Origin of the sequence: Rhodococcus sp. PvR044 (genome assembly GCF_040548995.1) — a bacterium.
GTDB lineage: Bacteria > Actinomycetota > Actinomycetes > Mycobacteriales > Mycobacteriaceae > Rhodococcus_G > Rhodococcus_G oryzae.
Genome location: NZ_JBEPSX010000008.1, coordinates 148,168 through 166,872, shown reverse-complemented (window position 1 = coordinate 166,872; position 18,705 = coordinate 148,168). Strand labels below are relative to the sequence as shown.

General features: G+C 71.5%; 3 protein-coding genes. All 3 read left to right on the top strand.

The features are described from left to right. The first annotated feature begins 94 nt into the window (after window positions 1-94). Window positions 95-16,939 (top strand): non-ribosomal peptide synthetase, encoded by a 16,845-nt coding sequence (locus tag ABIC28_RS19100; RefSeq protein WP_354580317.1) that lies wholly within the window; start codon window positions 95-97, stop codon window positions 16,937-16,939. A 121-nt stretch (window positions 16,940-17,060) separates the two neighbouring features. Next, window positions 17,061-18,455: a lysine N(6)-hydroxylase/L-ornithine N(5)-oxygenase family protein gene (locus tag ABIC28_RS19095; protein ID WP_374102894.1), complete on the top strand. Its 1,395-nt coding sequence runs from the start codon at window positions 17,061-17,063 to the stop codon at window positions 18,453-18,455. Then, window positions 18,452-18,691, top strand: coding sequence for an MbtH family protein (locus tag ABIC28_RS19090; RefSeq protein ID WP_027503481.1), 240 nt, complete (start codon window positions 18,452-18,454; stop codon window positions 18,689-18,691). Before ABIC28_RS19095 ends, ABIC28_RS19090 begins: the two co-directional genes overlap by 4 nt. Window positions 18,692-18,705 lie beyond the last annotated feature (14 nt).

Below are 18,705 nucleotides of genomic sequence, written 5' to 3'. Positions count from 1 at the left end.
ACGGGGTAGTTTGCCTACCCTAAGGGTAGGTAGCCTATCCTAAGGTCCGAAATCGCGGCGACGACCGGCGCCGCGCGACGAAGATCGGACCTGTATGTCTTCTCCCTCGGATTCGACGGCACTCCCGCGCGCCACCGGCCAGTGGCTTCCCGTCACCGCCGCCCAGTCCGAGGTGTGGGTCGCGCAGCAGCTCACCCCTGCCAGCCCGGCCTACAACATCGCCCTCACCGTCGAGGTGAACGGGCCGCTCGACATCGCCCGCGCGGTCGAGTCCGTGTACATGACCATCCGGCGCGCCGAGGCGCTGCACGTGCGGTTCGCGGTCGGGGCGGACGAGGTGCTGCGGCAGCAGCGACTCGATCCGGAGGGGTGGACCCTGCGGATCGTCGATCTGCGCGGTCGGCCGGATCCCCTCGCAGCCGCCCGCGCGTGGGTCGAGAACGACATGCAGACCGTCGCCGAGCTCGAGAGCGACGAGCCACTGTTCACCCAGGCGATCCTGCGGATCGAAGACGAGCTCACGTGGTGGCACCAGCGCTACCACCACAGCATCATCGACGGGTACGGCATCGTGCTGCTGGTCGCCGAGGTCGTCGGCAGGCAGGAACACCCGGAGCTGCTGTTCAACGAGCAGGACTGGTCGCTGCAGACCGCGATCGACGCGGACGTCGAGTACCGCGAGTCCGGGCGGGACGAGGCGGATCGTGCCCACTGGCTGGAATGGCTGGCCGACGCCCCCGAACCCCCTGTGCTGCTGCCGCCCTCGCCGGACCCCACCGCGCCGCCGATCAAGGCGACCGTCGAACTCGACCCCGAGACCGTTGCCGGGCTGTTCCGGTTCGCCGACGCCCAGGACATCCGGCGCAACCGGATCCCGTTCGCGATGATCGCCGCCTATCTGCACCGGGTCAGCGGCCAGACCGACCTGATGCTGTCGGTGCCGCTGACCGGCCGCACCGGTCGGGCGCTGCGGAACCTGCCGTCGATGGCCTCGACCATCCTGCCGATGCGACTGCGGGTGGACGGCGACAGCACGCTGGCCGCACTGGCGGCACACATCGACAAGGGGCTGGTCGGGCTGCTCCGGCACGGCCGCTACCGCGGCGAGGACCTCGCAAGGGAGATGCGCGCGCTCGACCCGTCCCGGCGCGTGTTCGGCCCCGGCGTGAACATCGTGATGTTCGAGCACCCGATGACCTTCGGCGGCAGCCCCGCGTCCGCGCAGAACATGGTCACCGGCGCGATCAGCGAGCTGGACTTCACCGTGCAGGGCGGTCAGGAGGGTCAGTCGATCAGGATCGACCTGCGCGTCGGTGCGGGCCTGGAGGACGAACTCGAGCGGCACCGCGTGCAGTTCACCGAGTTCCTCCGCCAGCTCGCCGCCGCGCCCGAGGCCCCGGTCTCGCGGTTCGACGTGCTGTCGGACGCGCAGCGGCGCCAGGTGCTGGTGGACTTCAACGACACCGCCCGGCCGCAGCCCAGCCACACCGTGCCCGAACTGTTCGCGGCTCAGGTCGCGGCGACCCCGGACCGGGAGGCGTTGATCGCGGGCGAGGTCCGGCTCAGCTACCGGGACCTCGGCGCGCGGGTGAACCAGCTCGCCCGACACCTGACCGAGCGTGGACTGGCGCCGGAAGAGGTTGTCGCGGTCGGTGTTCCGCGTTCCTCCGAGATGGTCGTCGGACTGCTCGCGGTGATGGCCGCGGGCGGCGCCTTCGTGCCCCTCGACCCGGCCTGGCCGCAGGACCGCCGCGACCAGGTGCTCGCCGACGCGGGCGCACGGCTGGTGCTCACCGGACCGGGCGGGGTGCAGGCCTCGCCGGACGCCGCGGTCGCGGTGGACCTGGCCGACTGGGCGCACGGGGTGCAGTCCGCGGATCCGCTCGACGCCCCGATCGAGGGCCGGTCGCTGGCCTACGTCATCTTCACCTCCGGTTCCACCGGCAGGCCCAAGGGCGCGATGATCCGCCACGAGGCGATCTGCGCCCGGTTGCTGTGGCAGGTCGAGGAGGTGCTCGGGTTCGGCGTCGACGACGCCTCACTGTTCAAGGCGCCGCTCTCCTTTGACATCTCGGTCAACGAGATCCTGCTGCCGCTGGTCTCCGGCGGCAGGCTGGTGGTCGCCGAGGCGGGCGGCGAGCGCGACCCGCACTACCTGCTCGACCTCATCGAACGCGAGCGGGTCACCTTCGTGTACCTGGTCTCGTCGATGCTCAGCGTGCTGCTGGACCTGGCCGAGGGCGGCCGCTCGCTCGACGGACTCCGGCACGTCTGGTGCGGCGGCGAGGTGCTCACCCCGGAACTGTTCGACCGCTTCCGGCGCCGGCTCAGCACCACCCTCTACCACGGCTACGGCCCCGCCGAGGCGACGATCGGTGTCTCCCATGTGATCTACCGCGATCGCGCCGAGCGGATCGCGTCCTCGATCGGCAGGCCGAACCCCAACACCCAGCTGTACGTGCTGGATTCGCAGCTGCGGCCGGTGCCGCCCGGAGTCGGCGGCGAACTGTATGCCGGCGGCTACCTGCTCGGCCGGGGCTACGTCGGGGCGGCCGCCATGACGGCCTCCCGATTCATCGCCAACCCCTTCGCCGAGGACGGGTCCCGGCTCTACCGCACCGGTGACCTCGCGCGGTGGGCGGAGGACGGCAGCCTCGACTTCATCGGTCGCGCCGACAACCAGGTCAAGATCCGCGGCATGCGCCTCGAGCTCGAGGACGTCGAGGCCGCGCTCGCGTCGCACCCGGGCGTCCGTGACTGTGCGGTGCTGGTGCGCGAGAACAACGGATCCAAGTACCTTGCGGGCTATGTGGTCTCGCACGCGACACACCCGGGGCTGACCTCCGATGAGGTGCGGGCCTGGGCGGCGGCCAAGCTGCCCGAGTACATGGTGCCCACCGTCGTGTTGGTCCTCGACGAGTTCCCGCTGACCCCGAACGGCAAGCTGGACCGGCGGGCACTGCCGGAACCGGACCTGCGCGCCGCGCTGCCCGGGCTGGCTCCGCGCACCGAGCGGGAGCAGCAGCTGTGCGCCATCATCGCCGGGGTGCTCGGCGTCGACAGCGTCGGCGTCACCGACGACTTCTTCGCGCTCGGCGGTGACAGCATCGTCGCCATCCAGCTGGTGAACCACGCGCGCGGCGCCGGCCTGAACTTCAGTGCCCGCGAGGTCTTCCAGTTGCGCACCGCGGAGGCCCTCGCCCGCGAGATCGAGGGCCGCGCGGAGGCGTTGGTGGACCGGCTCGACGTGCCGCTCGGCGAGGTTCCCGCGACGCCGATCATCGCGCACACCAGCGAATCCGGCGAGGCCGTCGCCCGGTTCCACCAGTCGGTGCTCGTGCAGACGCCGATCGGGTTCGACGCGGACGCGGCGCGCGCGGCGCTGGCCGCGGTGATCGAGCGCCACGATGCGCTGCGCGCCGCGCTGGTCCGCGGTGAGCGCTGGGCGCTGTCGGTGCCGGAGACCGCGGCCGCGACGGACCTGCTCCTGCTCGACGCGGAGCACCTGTCCGAGGCCGAGCTGGACGCCGTGGTTTCACGCGAAACAATCGCCGCCGCAGCGCGACTCGACCCCGACGCGGGCGCGATGGTCGCGGCGGTCTGGTTCGACGGCGGGACGGACCGCCCGGGCCGGCTGTTGCTGGTTGTGCACCACCTGGTGGTGGACGGCGTGTCCTGGCGGATCCTGCTCGAAGACCTGGCCAGGGCGGGATCGGCGGCGACGGCGGGCATTCCCGTCGAGCTGGCCCCGGTGGGCACCTCGCTGCGCCGGTGGTCCCAGCTGCTGTCCGAGCGGGCCGAATCCGGTGCGTTCGACGGCGAACTCGATCACTGGCTCTCGGTGTCGCGGACACCGGACCCCGCGCTCGGATCCCGCGGGCTCGACCCGGCGCTCGACCGCTGCGGCGCGGCCGAGTCGATCACGGTGAGTCTGGCGCCCGAGTTCACCGGTCCGCTGCTCGGGGCCGTGCCCGCCGCGTTCGGCGGTCAGGTCGGCGACGTGCTGCTCACCGGACTCGCCGCCGTGCTGGCGGACTGGCGCGGCCAGGCCGGGTCCGGCACCCAGGTGGTCATCGACCTCGAGGGCCACGGCCGCGAGGAGGACGCCGCGGGCAGGCCGGTCGACCTTGGCCGCACGGTCGGCTGGTTCACCAGCCTGTACCCGGTCCGGATCGACGCGGGTGCGCTCGCGGACGGCCTCGACCCGGCCGCGCTCGGCGTGGCGGTGAAGACGGTCAAGGAACAGCTGCGGGCGGTGCCCGGCAACGGTATCGGCTACGGCGCGCTGCGATACCTGAGCCCGTCGGGTGCCGAGCTGGCCGGTGGCGTCACCCCGCAGGTGCTGTTCAACTACCTGGGCAGGGTTTCCGCCTCCGAGGGCGCGGACTGGCTGCCGATCGCGATGGACGGCGCCAACGACCCCGATGCGCCGATGGGCCACGCCATCGAGTTCAACGCGATCGCGGAGGACGGACCCGACGGGCCGACCCTGCGCACCACCATCACCTGGGCGCCAGGGTTGTTCCCCGCGGCGCGGATCGCCGCCCTGTCCGAGGCCTGGACCGCGGTGCTGCGTGCGCTCGCGGCGAGCGCCCCGTTCGGCGGCCACACCCCCTCGGACTTCCCGCTCGCGCGGCTGGGCCAGGCGGACGTGGACCAGCTCGAGGCCGCGGCCGCCGAGCTGGTCGACGTGCTGCCGATGACCCCGCTGCAGGAGGGCATCTACTTCCACAGCGCGTTCGAGACCGAGCACTCCGATCCCTATGTGGTGCAGCAGATCATCGAGCTGACCGGTCCGGTGGACCCGCAGGCGCTGCACACCGCGCTGCAGACGGTCGTGGACCGGCACGCGGCGTTGCGCACCGGGCTGCGGGCGGTGTCCGACGGCCGGGTGGTGCAGGTGGTCTCCGGCGAGGCCCTGGTCCCGATGGATGTGGTGGACCTGCGTGGGCTTGGTGCCGACGAGGTCTCGTCCCGGGTCCGGCAGATCCTCGCCGACGAGCGGGTGCGCGGGTTCGACCTCGAGCAGGCGCCGCTGATGCGGTACGTGCTGGTGCTCGTCGGACCGGGCGAGCACTTGCTGCTGCAGTCGATCCACCACATCGTGGCCGACGGCTGGTCGGTGCCGGTGATGCTGCGCGAGCTGATGGCGCTGTACACGCCCGCGGGCTCGGCGCCCGCGGCGCTGCCCGCCCCGGAGCCGTACCGGAACTACCTGGGCTGGTTGGGCTCCCGTGATCGGGAGGCATCGATCGAGGTGTGGCGCGCCGCGCTCGACGGTGTCGACGAGCCGACCGGGCTCAGCAAGGCCGAGCGCGGCACCGAGGTCGGTGTCCGCGAGGTCGAGGTCAACCTGTCGGCGGCGCAGACAGCGGACCTCATCGCGTTCGGTCGAGCTCGCGGATTGACGCTGAGCACCCTGGTGCACGGCGCCTGGGGCCTGCTGCTGGGCCGGCTCACCAAGCGCCGCGATGTGCTGTTCGGCTCGACGGTGTCCGGGCGCGGCGGCGACCTGCGCGGCATCGAGACGATGGTCGGGTTGTTCATCAACACGGTGCCCGCTCGATTGCGGTACCGCGCCGAGGAATCCGCCGCGGAGGCGCTGACCCGTTGGCAGGACGAGCAGTCGAGGCTGCTCGAGCACCAGTACATCGGCCTGAGCGAGCTGCGCAGGCTGACCGGGCTGCAGGAGCTCTTCGACACCCTGGTGGTGTTCGAGAACTACCCCATCGGCGAGGGCGCCGTCGCCGACCCCACCGGCCGGCTGGAGATCACCGGCATCACCTTCGAGGAGAACCCGCCGTACCCGGTCACGCTGATCGTCGCGCCCGGCGACGAGCTGCGGCTCGAGGTCAAATACCAGGCCGCGGTGGTCGACTCGGCCACCGCCAACCGGTTGGCCGACGGCATGGTGTCCTTCCTCGGTGAGCTGGTGCGCGACGGCGACCAGCCGATCTCCGCGCTGGCGCTGGTGACCGCGGCCGAGCGGGACGAGCTGGAGGCGAGCTGGGCCGCGTCCCTCGGATCCGCCGAGGACCGCACCCTCACCGACCTGCTCGACGAGCAGGCCGCCCGGACCCCGGAGGCGGTCGCCGTCGAGTTCGAGGGACGGTCGCTGACCTACGCCGAGCTGCACGCACGGGCGAATCGGCTGGCGCGAGACCTCGTCGACCGGGGGGTGGGACCGGAGTCGCTCGTCGGCGTCGCGCTCGGACGTTCCCTCGAACTCATGGTCGCGCTGCTGGCGATCGGCAAGGCGGGCGGCGCGTACCTGCCGCTCGACCTCGACTACCCGGCCGACCGGTTGTCGTACATGCTGGCCGACGCGGAGCCCGTGTGCGTGCTCACCGACGGCGGGCCGTTCGACACCGGGCTGCCGGTGCTGACGGTGGATCTGTCCGAGCCTCTGGGGGATTCGGGTGTGCTGCCGGCGGTCGCCAGGGCCGTGGCGGGCAATCCCGCCTACGTCATCTACACCTCGGGTTCGACCGGCAGGCCCAAGGGCGTGCTGGTGCCGCACGAGGCCATCGTCAACCGGCTGCTCTGGATGCAGTCCGAGCACCCGCTGGCGGTCGGGGAGCGGGTGCTGCAGAAGACGCCGTCGAGCTTCGACGTCTCGGTGCCGGAGTTCTTCGGGCCGTTGATCGCCGGGGCCACCGTCGTGTTGGCCCGTCCCGGCGGACACAAGGATCCGGCGTACCTCGCCGGCCTGATCGCCGAACGCGGCATCAGCCGTGCGCATTTCGTGCCGTCCATGCTCGACCTGTTCCTGGCGGAGCCGGGCGCCGCCGCCTGCACCGCGCTGCGGGTCGTCGGCTGCTCGGGTGAGGCGCTGCCCGCGGCATCGGCCCGGCGCTTCGCCGAGGTGCTGCCGGGTGTCCGGCTGGACAACCTCTACGGACCCACCGAGGCCGCGGTCGAGGTGAGCTACTTCTTCGGGGCGCAGGAGGTTTCGTCGGCGGCGCTCAGCGTGCCGATCGGCGCGCCGGTCGCGAACACCCGGCTGTATGTGCTCGATCAGTACCTGAACCCGGTGCCGCCGGGCGCCGAGGGCGAGCTGTACCTGTCCGGGCCGCAGCTGGCCCGCGGCTACCTGGGCCGCGCCGCGCTGACAGCGGATCGGTTCGTCGCCGACCCGTTCGTCGCAGGCACCCGGATGTACCGCACCGGTGACCTGGTGCGGTCCGTGGATGGCGACCTGGACTACGTCGGTCGCGCCGACGATCAGGTGAAGCTGCGCGGCTTCCGGATCGAGCTCGGCGAGATCGAGGCCGCGCTACTGGCCGATCCGTCGGTGGCCCAGGCCGCCGTCCTGGTGCGCGAGGACCGCCCCGGCCGGCAGCGTCTGGTCGCCTACGTGGTGCCCTCCGGGCCCGTGAGTCCTTCTGGCCCCCAGGGGGACCAGAAGTACGCACAGGCGCTGGCCGCCTCGCTGCCGGAGTACATGGTGCCCAGCGCCTTCGTGGAGCTGGACGCGTTGCCGCTGAGCCCGAGCGGCAAGCTCGACCGCAAGGCCCTGCCCGCGCCCGACTTCTCCGCCGCGGTGTCGGCACCCGCCTCGAGCACAGGCACGGAGGGACGCATCGCCGCCCAGTTCGCCGAGGTGCTCGGCCTGGACCGGGTGGGACCGAGCGACGACTTCTTCACCCTCGGCGGCGACAGCATCCTGGCGATCCGGCTGGTGAACCTGGCCCGCCGCGACGGCGTCACGCTCACCCCCCGCCAGATCTTCGAGCAGCGCACCCCGGCCGCGATCGCGCGGTTGGTCGGCGAGGCGGACCCGGTCGCCCAGGCGGCCGCGCCCGACGCACCCGTCGCCGACGGCATCGGCGAGGTCATCCCGCTGCCGGTCGTGCACCGGCTCTCCGAATGGTCAGGCGGCACCGACCGCTTCAACCAGGCCGTGCTGCTGCACACCCCGGCGGGCGCCGACGAGCTCACACTCCGCACGGCGCTGCAGGCCCTGCTCGACCACCACGACGGCCTGCGTGCCCGCCTGACCCGGCACGCGCTGGGCGTGTGGTCGACGGCGACCACCGAACCCGGTTCGGTGAGCGCCGACGCCCTCCTCACCTCCGTCGACGCCCGCGACCCGGAGTCGCTGCGCGACATCGTCACCGAGCACTCCGAGGCGGCGACCGAGCGCCTCGACCCCGAGTCGGGCGTGATGCTGCAGGCGGTGTGGTTCGACGCCGGACCGGAGACCACCGGCCGCCTGCTGATCGTCGCCCACCACCTCGTGGTGGACGGGGTGTCCTGGCGGATCCTGCTCGAGGACCTCGCGATGGCGAACGTGGCGTCGGCATCCGGTCAGGATGCGGCGCTCGATCCCGTCGGCACCTCGTTGCGCGGGTTCGGCCGGATCGTCGCCGAGCAGGCCCAGGGCGCCGAGCGCCTCGCCGAGTTGGCGCACTGGACCGTCGTGACTGCGCCAGGAGCGGCGCTGGTGCCGGAGGTCAGCGGTCACGCGACCATCGGAACCGGCTCCCAGCACCGGGTTTCGCTGTCCGTCGAGGACACCGCCGCCGCGCTGACGACCGTGCCTGCGCTGGCGAACGCCGACGTGACCGACGTGCTGCTCAGCGCGCTGCGGATCGCCGTCAGCCGCTGGCACCGCGACACCGGCCGCGCCGCCTCGGACCTGCTGGTCGACCTGGAGCGGCACGGCCGCGAGGAGCTGGCGTCAGGCGTGGACCTGTCCCGCACGGTCGGCTGGTTCACCAGCATCAGCCCGGTCCGGCTGCGGGCGGGCGAGCGACCGCTGGACGTGCTCAAGGACGTGAAGGAGCGGCTGCGGGACGCGCCCGACGGCGGCATCGGCTTCGGCATGCTGCGGTACTCGAACGCCCGCACCGCCGCCCTGCTCGCCGCCCGCGCGGAGTCGCAGGTCCTGTTCAACTACCTGGGCAGGATGCCGTCGGCCGATCTCGGCGTCGCGGTCCCGTGGGCCCCTGCGCCCGAGATCGATGCGCTGTCAACCGATCCCGATGCCGACATGGGCGGTCCCTACTTGCTGATCGTCAACGCGATCTGTGAGGACACGGCCGAGGGCCCGGTGCTGCGCGCGAATTTCGGCCGCTCGGACCTGGGGCTGACCGAGTCCGACGGTGAGGCGCTGAGCCAGGGCTGGGCCCAGGCGGTGCGCGAGCTCGTCGAGACCGCGGCGCGCCACGACGGACCCGGCGTCCTGACACCGTCCGACGTGCCGCTGATGGCGCTGACCCAGGACGAGCTGGACCTGATCGCCGAGCGCAGCCCCGCCGGGGTCGACGCGGTGTGGCCGCTGTCCCCGCTGCAGGAGGGCCTGTACTTCCAGGCGACCTTCGACACGTCGCCGGCGGCGACCGGTGACGCTCCCGCCGACATCTACACCGCGCAGTTCTCGCTGGACTTCGAGCATCGCCTCGACATCGAGAGGCTGGCCGCGGCGCTGCGCGCCCTGCAGCGCCGGAACCCGACGCTGCGTGCGGGATTCCTCAGCGACGGCCTCACCACGCCGGTGCAGTTCATCACCGCCGACCTCGACGTCCCGATCCTCGAGTTCGACCTGCGTGAGCTGGCGGAGTCCGAGCGCGAGGCCCATGCCGCCGAGCTGATGACCACCGACCGGCTCACTCCGTTCGACCTGACGGCGCCGCCGCTGTGGCGGGCGATGGTGATCCGTCTCGACGACGACCGCGACCGGCTGGTGGTCAACCGGCAGTTCCTGCTCTGGGACGGCTGGTCGAACGGCATCGTCGTCAGCCAGCTGCTGGCGCTCTACGAGTCCGCGGGCGACGACGGCGGGTTCCCCACCGCGACGGGCGGTTTCGACGACTACCTGGGCTGGCTGCGCGACCGCGACAGCGAGACAGGGAAGGCGGAGTGGCGGCGTGCGCTGGCCGGTCTCGAGGAGCCGACGCTGCTCGGGTCGACGGTGGCAGGGGCGCCGGCGCTGCCCGGCCGCCGCGACACCGTGCTCACGGCCGAGCTCAGCGAGCGGCTGCGGGCCAGGGCCTCGGCAAGCGGGGTCACCTTCAACGCCGTCCTCAGCGGCGCGCTGGCGCTGGTGCTCGGCGCCGCGACCGGGCGCGACGACGTGGTGTTCGGCATCACCGTCGCCGGTAGGCCCCCCGAGGTCGAGGGCCTCGACACGGTGGCCGGGCTGTTCCTCAACACGGTCCCGGTCCGCACCACGCTGCGTCCGGCGGAGCGGGTGGAGGACCTGTTGCGGCGCAGCCAGTCCGAGCGTCTCGGCCTGATGCCGCACGACTATCTCGGACTGGCCACCATCGGACGCGAGTCCGATCACCGCCAGCTCTTCGACGTGCTCTACGTGCTGCAGAACTTCGTCGACGAGAACCAGGTGTCGGCGCTCAACAGCGCGCACGACATCAGCGGCGGCGACAGCGTCGACCACACCCACTACCCGCTGACCGTGGTGGTGACACCCGGCAACCGGGTGAAGATCAAGTTCGAGTTCCGCCCCGAGGCGGTGGCCGAGGCGACGGTCGAGTCCATGCTCGCCCGGTTCGTCGGGCTGCTCGAACTGTTCGCCGAGGACGTGTCCGCGCCGGTCGGGTCGCTGGACCTGTCGCTGCCCGGCGAGCGCGCCGCGCTGGCGTCTCTCTCGGCCGAGCGGGGGCTGCCCGAATCCACCATCGCGGACATGTTCGCGGAGGCGGCCGCCCGCACGCCGGGCGAGGTCGCGCTGGTCTTCGGGGCGCAGTCGGTGACCTACCGGGACCTCGACGGCCGGATCAACGCCATGGCCCGGCTGCTGCTGGCACACGGCGCCGGTCCGGAACGGATTGTGGCGCTTGGCCTGCCGCGGTCGGTGGAGATGGTCGTCGCGCTGTTCGCGGTGCTGCGCACCGGGTCGGCGTACCTGCCGCTGGAGCTGGACCACCCGGCGGAGCGTCTGCTCGGGATGCTCGACGACGCCCGGCCGGTGGCGCTGGTGACCACCGTCGCGGTCCGCGAGACCCTCGCCGGTTTCCAGGGCACGGCGATCGTCCTCGATGGCGAAGACGCACAGGTCCACGGCACCGGACCGTTGACGGACGTCGAGCTGGGTGGCTTCGCCCCCGGCACCCCGGGACGGCTGGATCACCCGGCGTACGTCATCTACACGTCCGGCTCGACCGGTAAGCCGAAGGGCGTGGTCACCGGCTACCGCGGCCTGACCAACATGCAGTTCAACCACCGCGCCGAGATTTTCGACCCGACGATCTCGATGACCGGGGGCCGACGCCTCCGGATCGCGCACACGGTCTCCTTCGCCTTCGACATGTCCTGGGAGGAGCTGCTCTGGCTCGTCGAGGGACACGAGGTGCACATCTGCGACGAGAACCTGCGCCGCGACGCGGAATCGCTGGTCGCGTATTGCAACATCCACGCCATCGATGTCGTCAACGTGACGCCGACATACGCGCAGCACCTGTTCGAGGAGGGCCTGCTCGGCGACGGTCCTGGCGAGCACCGGCCGCCGCTGGTGCTGCTTGGCGGCGAGGCGGTGCCGGATTCGGTGTGGAGCCGGCTGCGGGACACGGAGGGGACGTTCGGCTACAACCTGTACGGACCCACCGAGTACACGATCAACACGCTCGGCGGCGGCACCGCGGACTCCGCGACGCCCACGGTCGGCAAGCCGATCTGGAACACCAGGGCCCACATCCTCGACTCGTGGCTGCGTCCCGTCGCGGACGGGGTGGCAGGCGAGCTGTACATCGCGGGCATCGGCCTGGCCCGCGGCTACCTGGACCGCTTCGGCCTGACCGCCGAGCGCTTCGTGGCCGACCCGTTCGCTGGGGGCGGCCGGATGTACCGCACCGGCGACCTGGTGCGGCGCGGCGTCGACGGCAATATCGACTTTCTCGGCCGCACCGACGCCCAGGTGAAGATCCGCGGTCACCGGGTCGAGCTGGGCGAGATCGAGGCGGTCCTCGCCGGCCTCGACGGGGTGCGGCAGTGCGCCGTCATCGCGGCGCCCGGCCCCGGCGGCGTCAAGCGGCTGGTCGCCTACGTGGTGCCCTCCGGGCCCGTGAGTGGTTTTGGCCCCCAGGGGGGCCAGAAGTACGCACAGGCGCTCCGCGCCTGCCTGCCGGACTACATGGTGCCGGCGGCCTTCGTACCGACCGAGACCTTGTCGATGACGGTGAACGGCAAGCTCGACGTGCGAGCACTGCCGCCGGTGCCGGACGCGGTCGGTTCGGGATCACGCGCGCCCGCCGACCACATCGAGCAGGCGCTGTGCGAGCTGTTCGGTGAGGTGCTCGATGTCGGCGAACTCGGTGTCGAGGACAGCTTCTTCGACCTCGGCGGGCACTCGCTGCTGGCGACCAGGCTGATCAGCCGGGCCCGGTCGGCATTGTCGACCGAGCTGACGATGCGGGACCTCTTCGAGGCGCCCACCGTGGCGGAGCTGGCGGAGCGGGTCCGCGCGCGGGGCCAGGCTGTGCGGCCGGGGCTGGCGCCCGCGATCCGGCCCGAGAACCTGCCGATGTCCTCCGCGCAGCAGCGGCTCTGGCTGATCCAACAGATCGAGGGGGAGTCGGTCTCGACGGACGGCGTGCCCGCCGGGGCTGCCTACAACTTCCCGATCGTGTTGCGCCTGAAGGGCGAACTCGATCCCGAGCTGTTCTCGACCGCGCTCGCGGACGTGGTCAGCAGGCACGAGTCGCTGCGAACCGTGTTCGGCGAGGTCGACGGCCTGTCCGTGCAGCGGATCCTCGACGAGGCGACCCCGGAGCTGACGGTGGTGGACGGGACCGAGGCCGAGATCGCGGGCCTGGTCCGCGGCGCCGTGCTGCGTCCCTTCGACCTGACCCGTGAGATCCCGGTGCGCGGCACCGTGATCCGGCTGGCTGCAAACGATCACGTCCTCGCGCTGGTGCTGCACCACATCGCCACCGACGAGTGGTCGGACCGGCCGTTCCTGCGGGATCTGATGCTCGCCTACGCCTCGCGGGCGCACGGGCAGGCGCCGCAGTGGGAGCCGCTGGCCGTGCAGTACGCGGACTACACGCTCTGGCAGCGCGAGCTGCTCGGCGACCCCGCGGACCCGGATTCGGTTCTGAGCGAGCAGCTCTCGTACTGGGAGCGGACGCTGTCCGGTGCGCCGGAGGAGCTGACGCTGCCCACCGATCGGGCCCGGCCCGCACGGCCGAGCTTCGCGGGCGGCGCGATCGAGCTGGATCTGGATCCGCGCACCACCGCAGCGCTGCGGGCGCTGGCCACCGACAGCGGAGCGAGCATGTTCATGGTGCTGCACGCAGCCGCGGCGGCGCTGCTGCACCGCATCGGCGCGGGCGAGGACCTGCCGCTCGGCGCGCCCATCGCGGGCCGCACCGAGCAGGGCCTCGACGAGCTGGTCGGGTTCTTCGTCAACACGCTGGTGCTGCGCACCGACGTGAGCGGCAACCCGACGTTCGGCGAGCTACTCGGCCGGGTCCGTGAGCTCGACCTCGCGGCGTTCACCCACGCCGACGTCCCGTTCGAATCCGTTGTCGAGCGCCTGAACCCGGCACGCACGCTGGCCAGGAACCCGCTGTTCCAGGTGATGGTCGGCTACCACAGCCGGGCCGCCGATATCACCGAACTGGGTGGCCTGACCCTGGAGCCGGTGCCGCTGCCGGAGCGGACCGCCAAGTTCGACCTGGTGTTCAACTTCACCGAGTTCCTGCCCGCGGCAGCGGATTCGGATGCCGGCGACGGCAAGATCACGCTGCGCCTGGAGTACGGCGCGGACCTGTTCGACCGGTCCACCGCCGACGCGATCGCGCACCGTCAGCTGGCGCTGCTCGACGCCGTCGCGCAGGAGCCGACGACGCCGATCGGCGCTGTCGACGTGTTCCTGCCCGGCGAGAGGGACCTGGTGCTGGTGGACTTCAACGACACCGGCCGGGAGGTGCCGGAGGAGACCCTCGACGCCTCGTTCGCGCGCTGGGTCGAGGCCACACCGGACGCGGTGGCCGCGCTCGACGAGCACCGCAGCGCCACGTACGCCGAGCTCGACGAGCGGTCCGATCGGATCGCCGCGGTGCTCGCCTGCCGCGGCGTCGGCGCGGAATCGGTGGTGGGCCTTGCCGTTCCGCGCTCGGTGGACATGGTCGCCTCGGTGTTGGCCGTCCTCAAGCTGGGCGGGGCCTACCTGCCGCTCGACCTGAGCCACCCCGCGGACCGGATCTCGTACATGCTGGCCGACTCGAACGCGGGGGTGCTGCTGAGCACCGCCGCGGAGTCCGCGCGGATCGACGAGGTGCCGGGCCTGCGCCGGGTGCTGCTCGACGAGCCGGGTACGGTCGCGGAACTGGCCGCGGCACCGAAGCCGGTGGCCGCGGTGCCCGACGGCATCGACCACGCCGCCTACGTCATCTACACCTCCGGATCCACCGGCAGGCCGAAGGGCGTGGTTGTCTCGCACGAGGGCATATCCAGCCTGGTCGCCACCGCCGAGGACCGGATGAAACTGGTCCCGGGTTCGACCGTGCTGCAGTTCGCCTCGGTCGGGTTCGACGTCGCGGTGTTCGAGCTGTCGATGGCGCTGTGCACCGGGTCGCGCCTGGTGATCGTGCCGGACCGCTCGCGGGTCGCGGGCCCGGAGCTCACCGACTTCATGCACGAGCACGAGGTCACGCACGCGATCATCCCGCCGTCGCTGATGGCCGCGCTGCCGCCTGGCGCCCTGGTGCCCGCGGGCTGCACGGTCCTGGTCGGCACCGAGACGGTGCCGCCGGACCTGATCGGGCGGTGGGCGGAGCGGCTGAACCTGCTGGCCGCCTACGGCCTCACCGAGGCCACGGTGAACAACACCCTGTGGCAGGCGCAGCCGGGCTGGAACCAGGCCGTGCCGATCGGCATCCCGGACCCCAACGAGCAGGCGTTCGTCCTCGACGCGCGACTGCGGCCGGTTCCGGTCGGCGTCGCGGGCGAGCTGTACATCGCCGGCCGCGGGCTTGCCCGCGGCTACCTCGGCAAGCCGGCGCTGACGGCGGGGCGTTTCGTCGCCAATCCGTTCGGCCCCGGCCGGATGTACCGCACCGGCGATCTGGCGCGCTGGCGTGCGGAGGGCAATATCGACTTCCTCGGCCGGGTCGACGACCAGGTGAAGATCCGGGGCTTCCGCATCGAGCTCGGCGAGATCATCGCGGCGCTCGCGGACGGCCCGGGCGTCAACCAGTCCGCGGTGGTCACCGACAGGGACGGGTCGATCGCCCGGCTGATCGGGTACGTGGTCCCGCACGAGGGTGCGGTGATCGATCCGGCCGCGGTGCGCGCCCACGTGGCGTCCTCGCTGCCGGACTACATGGTGCCGAGCGTGGTCATCGTGCTGGACGGGCCGCTGCCGCTCACGCCTAACGGCAAGCTCGACCGCAAGGCGCTGCCCGCGCCGGACTGGTCGGAGCTGACCGGCGACGTCGCGCCGCGGACGCCGAGGGAGCGGGTGATCGCGGACCTGTTCGCGGAGATCCTGCACCTGCCCTCGGTCGGCGTGCACGACAACTTCTTCGACCTCGGCGGTCACTCGATGGCCTCGATGCAACTGGTCGGCCGGGTGCGCGCGGAACTGGGTGCCCAGCTGAGCATTCGGGAGGTCTTCGACGCGCCGACGGTCGCGGAGCTCGCCGAGCTGACCGAGGCGGACACCGGTGAGGGCAGGCCTGCCCTGATCGCGGGCGTGCCCCGCGACGGGGCCGCGCCGCTGTCGCCGCCGCAGCGCAGGCAGTGGCGGATGTACCGGGAGTCGCCGACCGCCAGCCACGCCCTCTCGCTCTATCCGGAGCGTCGGCTCGATGCGGAGTCGCTGGCGTTGGCGCTCGACGACGTGGTCTCGCGGCACGAGCCCCTACGCACGGTGTTCTTCGAGCGCGACGGCGAGGTGTTCGGCCAGGAGGCGGTGCGCCCGCAGGTCGAGCTGGTCGACATCGGCGACGGCGATCTGCACGCGCGGGTCTTCGAGCTGGCCCAGCAGCCGATGGATCTCACCGAGGAGGCACCGCTGCGGGTGCAGCTCGTGGAGGACGCGTCGGGTCGCCAGGCCCTGCTGCTGGTGATGCACTACCTGGCCGTCGACGAGTGGTCCGTGGTGCCGTTGCTCGGGGAACTGCTCGCCGGCTACCTGGCTAGGCAGGCGGGACATTCGCCCGACCTGCCGCAGCTGCCGGTGACCTATGGCGACTACGAGCTCTGGTCGCGGCAGGTGCTCGGCGATCCCGCCGATGAGTCGAGCAGGCACGCAACGCAACTCGCGTACTGGCGGCAGCGCCTGTCCGGCGTGCCGGAGGCACTGGCCATGCCGGGCGAGCGGCCGGGCGGTCCCCGCCGCGGCGACGTGGTGCCGCTGCCGATCGACGAGTCACTGCATCGCGAGATCGACGCGCTGGCCCGCCGGACCGGCACCTCGATGTTCATGGTGTTGCAGTCGGCACTGGCCGTCGCGCTCACCGAGGCCGGTGTGGGCGAAGACCTCCCGATCGGGGCCCTGGTCGCCGGCCGGACCGAGGAGGCACTGTCCGGGTTGATCGGCTGCTTCTTCAACACGGTGGTGCTGCGGACGGACACCTCGGGTGAACCGACCTTCGCGGAGTTGCTGGCCCGGGTCCGGGAGAGCAACCTGTCCGCGCTCGAGCATCAGGATGTCGGATTCGACGACGTGGCAACCGATCTCGGCGGCGACGCGCTGCGGCCTCAGGTGATGATCGTGCACCACGAACAGGCGCGCCTTGGCGAGGTGGACGGGGTCTTCGGGGGGCTGCTGCCGGTCCCGGTCGGGGAGCCGGTGTCGGACCTGACGCTGAGCTTCTACGAGCCCGTGGGGGAGGGTCCCGTGCACGCCTACCTCGGCTACCGGGCGCACGTGCTCGATCCCGCCATCGTGTCAGTGCTGGCGGACCGACTGCTGGCCGTGCTGGCCGTCGCGTGCGCCGACGCGGATCGCCGGATCGGGGTGATCAAGTGAGGGCCCGCCCAGCCACCCGAATTAGGGTAGGCTGCGCTACTATTCGGCGCGGCCCAAATGTTGGACCCCGAGCTATGTCAGCAACAAGCAGCACTGCCGCCGGCCGAACCGGCGAGGATGGATGACCGTCATGGATACGACTCTCTCGGCCGCTGACCGCGACCAGTCGCCGACCTACGACCTGGTCGGTGTCGGCTTCGGGCCGTCCAACCTGGCGCTGGCCATCGCCATCGAGGAGCACAACGCGAGCTGCGCCCCCGGCGACCGGATCCGGGCGCACTTCCTGGAGAAGCAGGACCGCTTCCGCTGGCACCCCGGCATGCTGCTGGACGGTGCGACCATGCAGATCGCGTTCCCGAAGGACCTGGTGACCTTCAGGAACCCGGCCAGCTCGTTCAGCTTCTTCTCCTACCTGTTCGACAAGGGCAGGCTGGTCGACTTCGTCAACCACCAGACCTTCTTCCCGACCCGGCACGAATTCAATGACTACCTGCAGTGGGCGGCAGGCCGGGTCGACGCCGACGTGCGATACGGCACCGCCGTCACCGGCGTTCGCGGCCTGCCCGCCGCGGATGGGGCGGTGGACGAGTTCGAGGTCGAGACGGCCGACGGGCAGGTCCTGCGGACGCGGAACCTGATCGTCGGGGCCGGGCTGCGCGAGCGGATCCCGGAGTGGGCGACGCCGTCGGCGCGCTGCTTCCACAACCATCAGTTCCTGTTCCGGATCGACGAGCTGCCCGAGCTGCGGCACCAGCGCTTCGTGGTGCTCGGCGCCGGCCAGAGCGCTGCCGAGGTGGTCCAGTACCTGCACCGCAACTACCCGAAGGCCGAGGTGCACAGCGTCTTCTCGCGCTACGGCTACAGCCCGGCCGACGACAGCCCGTACGCCAACCGCATCTTCGACCCCGGCGCCGTCGACGAGTTGCACGGCGCCGACAGCACCGAGCGCGAGCGGATCCTGACCCTGCACAAGAGCACCAACTACTCGGTGGTCGACATCGAGCTGATCAACGAGCTGTACACCACCGAATACCAGGAACTGGTGCGCGGCCAGCGGCGCCTGTTCATGCGCCGGGCCTCCGAGATCGACGGCGTGGTCGAGACCGAGGAGGGCATCGAGGTGAGCGTGCGCAGCAGCCTCGACGGGCTGACCGACTCGCTGATGTGCGACGCGCTGGTGCTCGCCACCGGGTTCACCCCCACCCCGCTGAGCAACCTCATCGGCGATCTGGCCCCCGAGGGCGGGGTGGCCACCGAGGTGGACCGCGATTACCGGCTGGTCACCCCCGAGAACGTCCGGGGTGGCATCTACCTCCAGGGCGGCACCGAGAAAACGCACGGCCTCACCTCGTCGCTGCTGTCCAATGTCGCCGTTCGCGCCGGTGAGATCCTGAATTCTGTGCTGGATAATCGTCCCGACCACGGCGATCTTGATAGGGTCGAGGCGTCCGCTGGGACGGAAACCTCAGCGCTGGAAACACCGATGAACGAATTTGCGACAAGCGAGGCCAGATGAGCACCAATCCCTTTGACGACGAAGACGGCCGTTTCTACGTGCTCGTCAACGACGAGGACCAGCATTCGCTGTGGCCGACGTTCTCGGACGTCCCGCAGGGGTGGCGTGTGGTGTTCGGTGAGGACAGCCGCCAGGCGTGCGTCGAGTACGTCGAGGCCAACTGGACCGACATGCGCCCGAAGAGCCTGCGTGAGGCCATGGAACGCGACGCTGCCGAGCGCGGGAACCAGAGCTGACAACCCGGCGCCAC

Excerpts from the sequence above, each read along its gene's own strand:
- ABIC28_RS19090 (WP_027503481.1), top strand. The coding sequence starts at position 18,452 with ATGAGCACCAATCCCTTTGACGACGAAGACGGCCGTTTCTACGTGCTC.
- ABIC28_RS19100 (WP_354580317.1), top strand. The coding sequence starts at position 95 with ATGTCTTCTCCCTCGGATTCGACGGCACTCCCGCGCGCCACCGGCCAG.
- ABIC28_RS19095 (WP_374102894.1), top strand. The coding sequence starts at position 17,061 with ATGACCGTCATGGATACGACTCTCTCGGCCGCTGACCGCGACCAGTCG.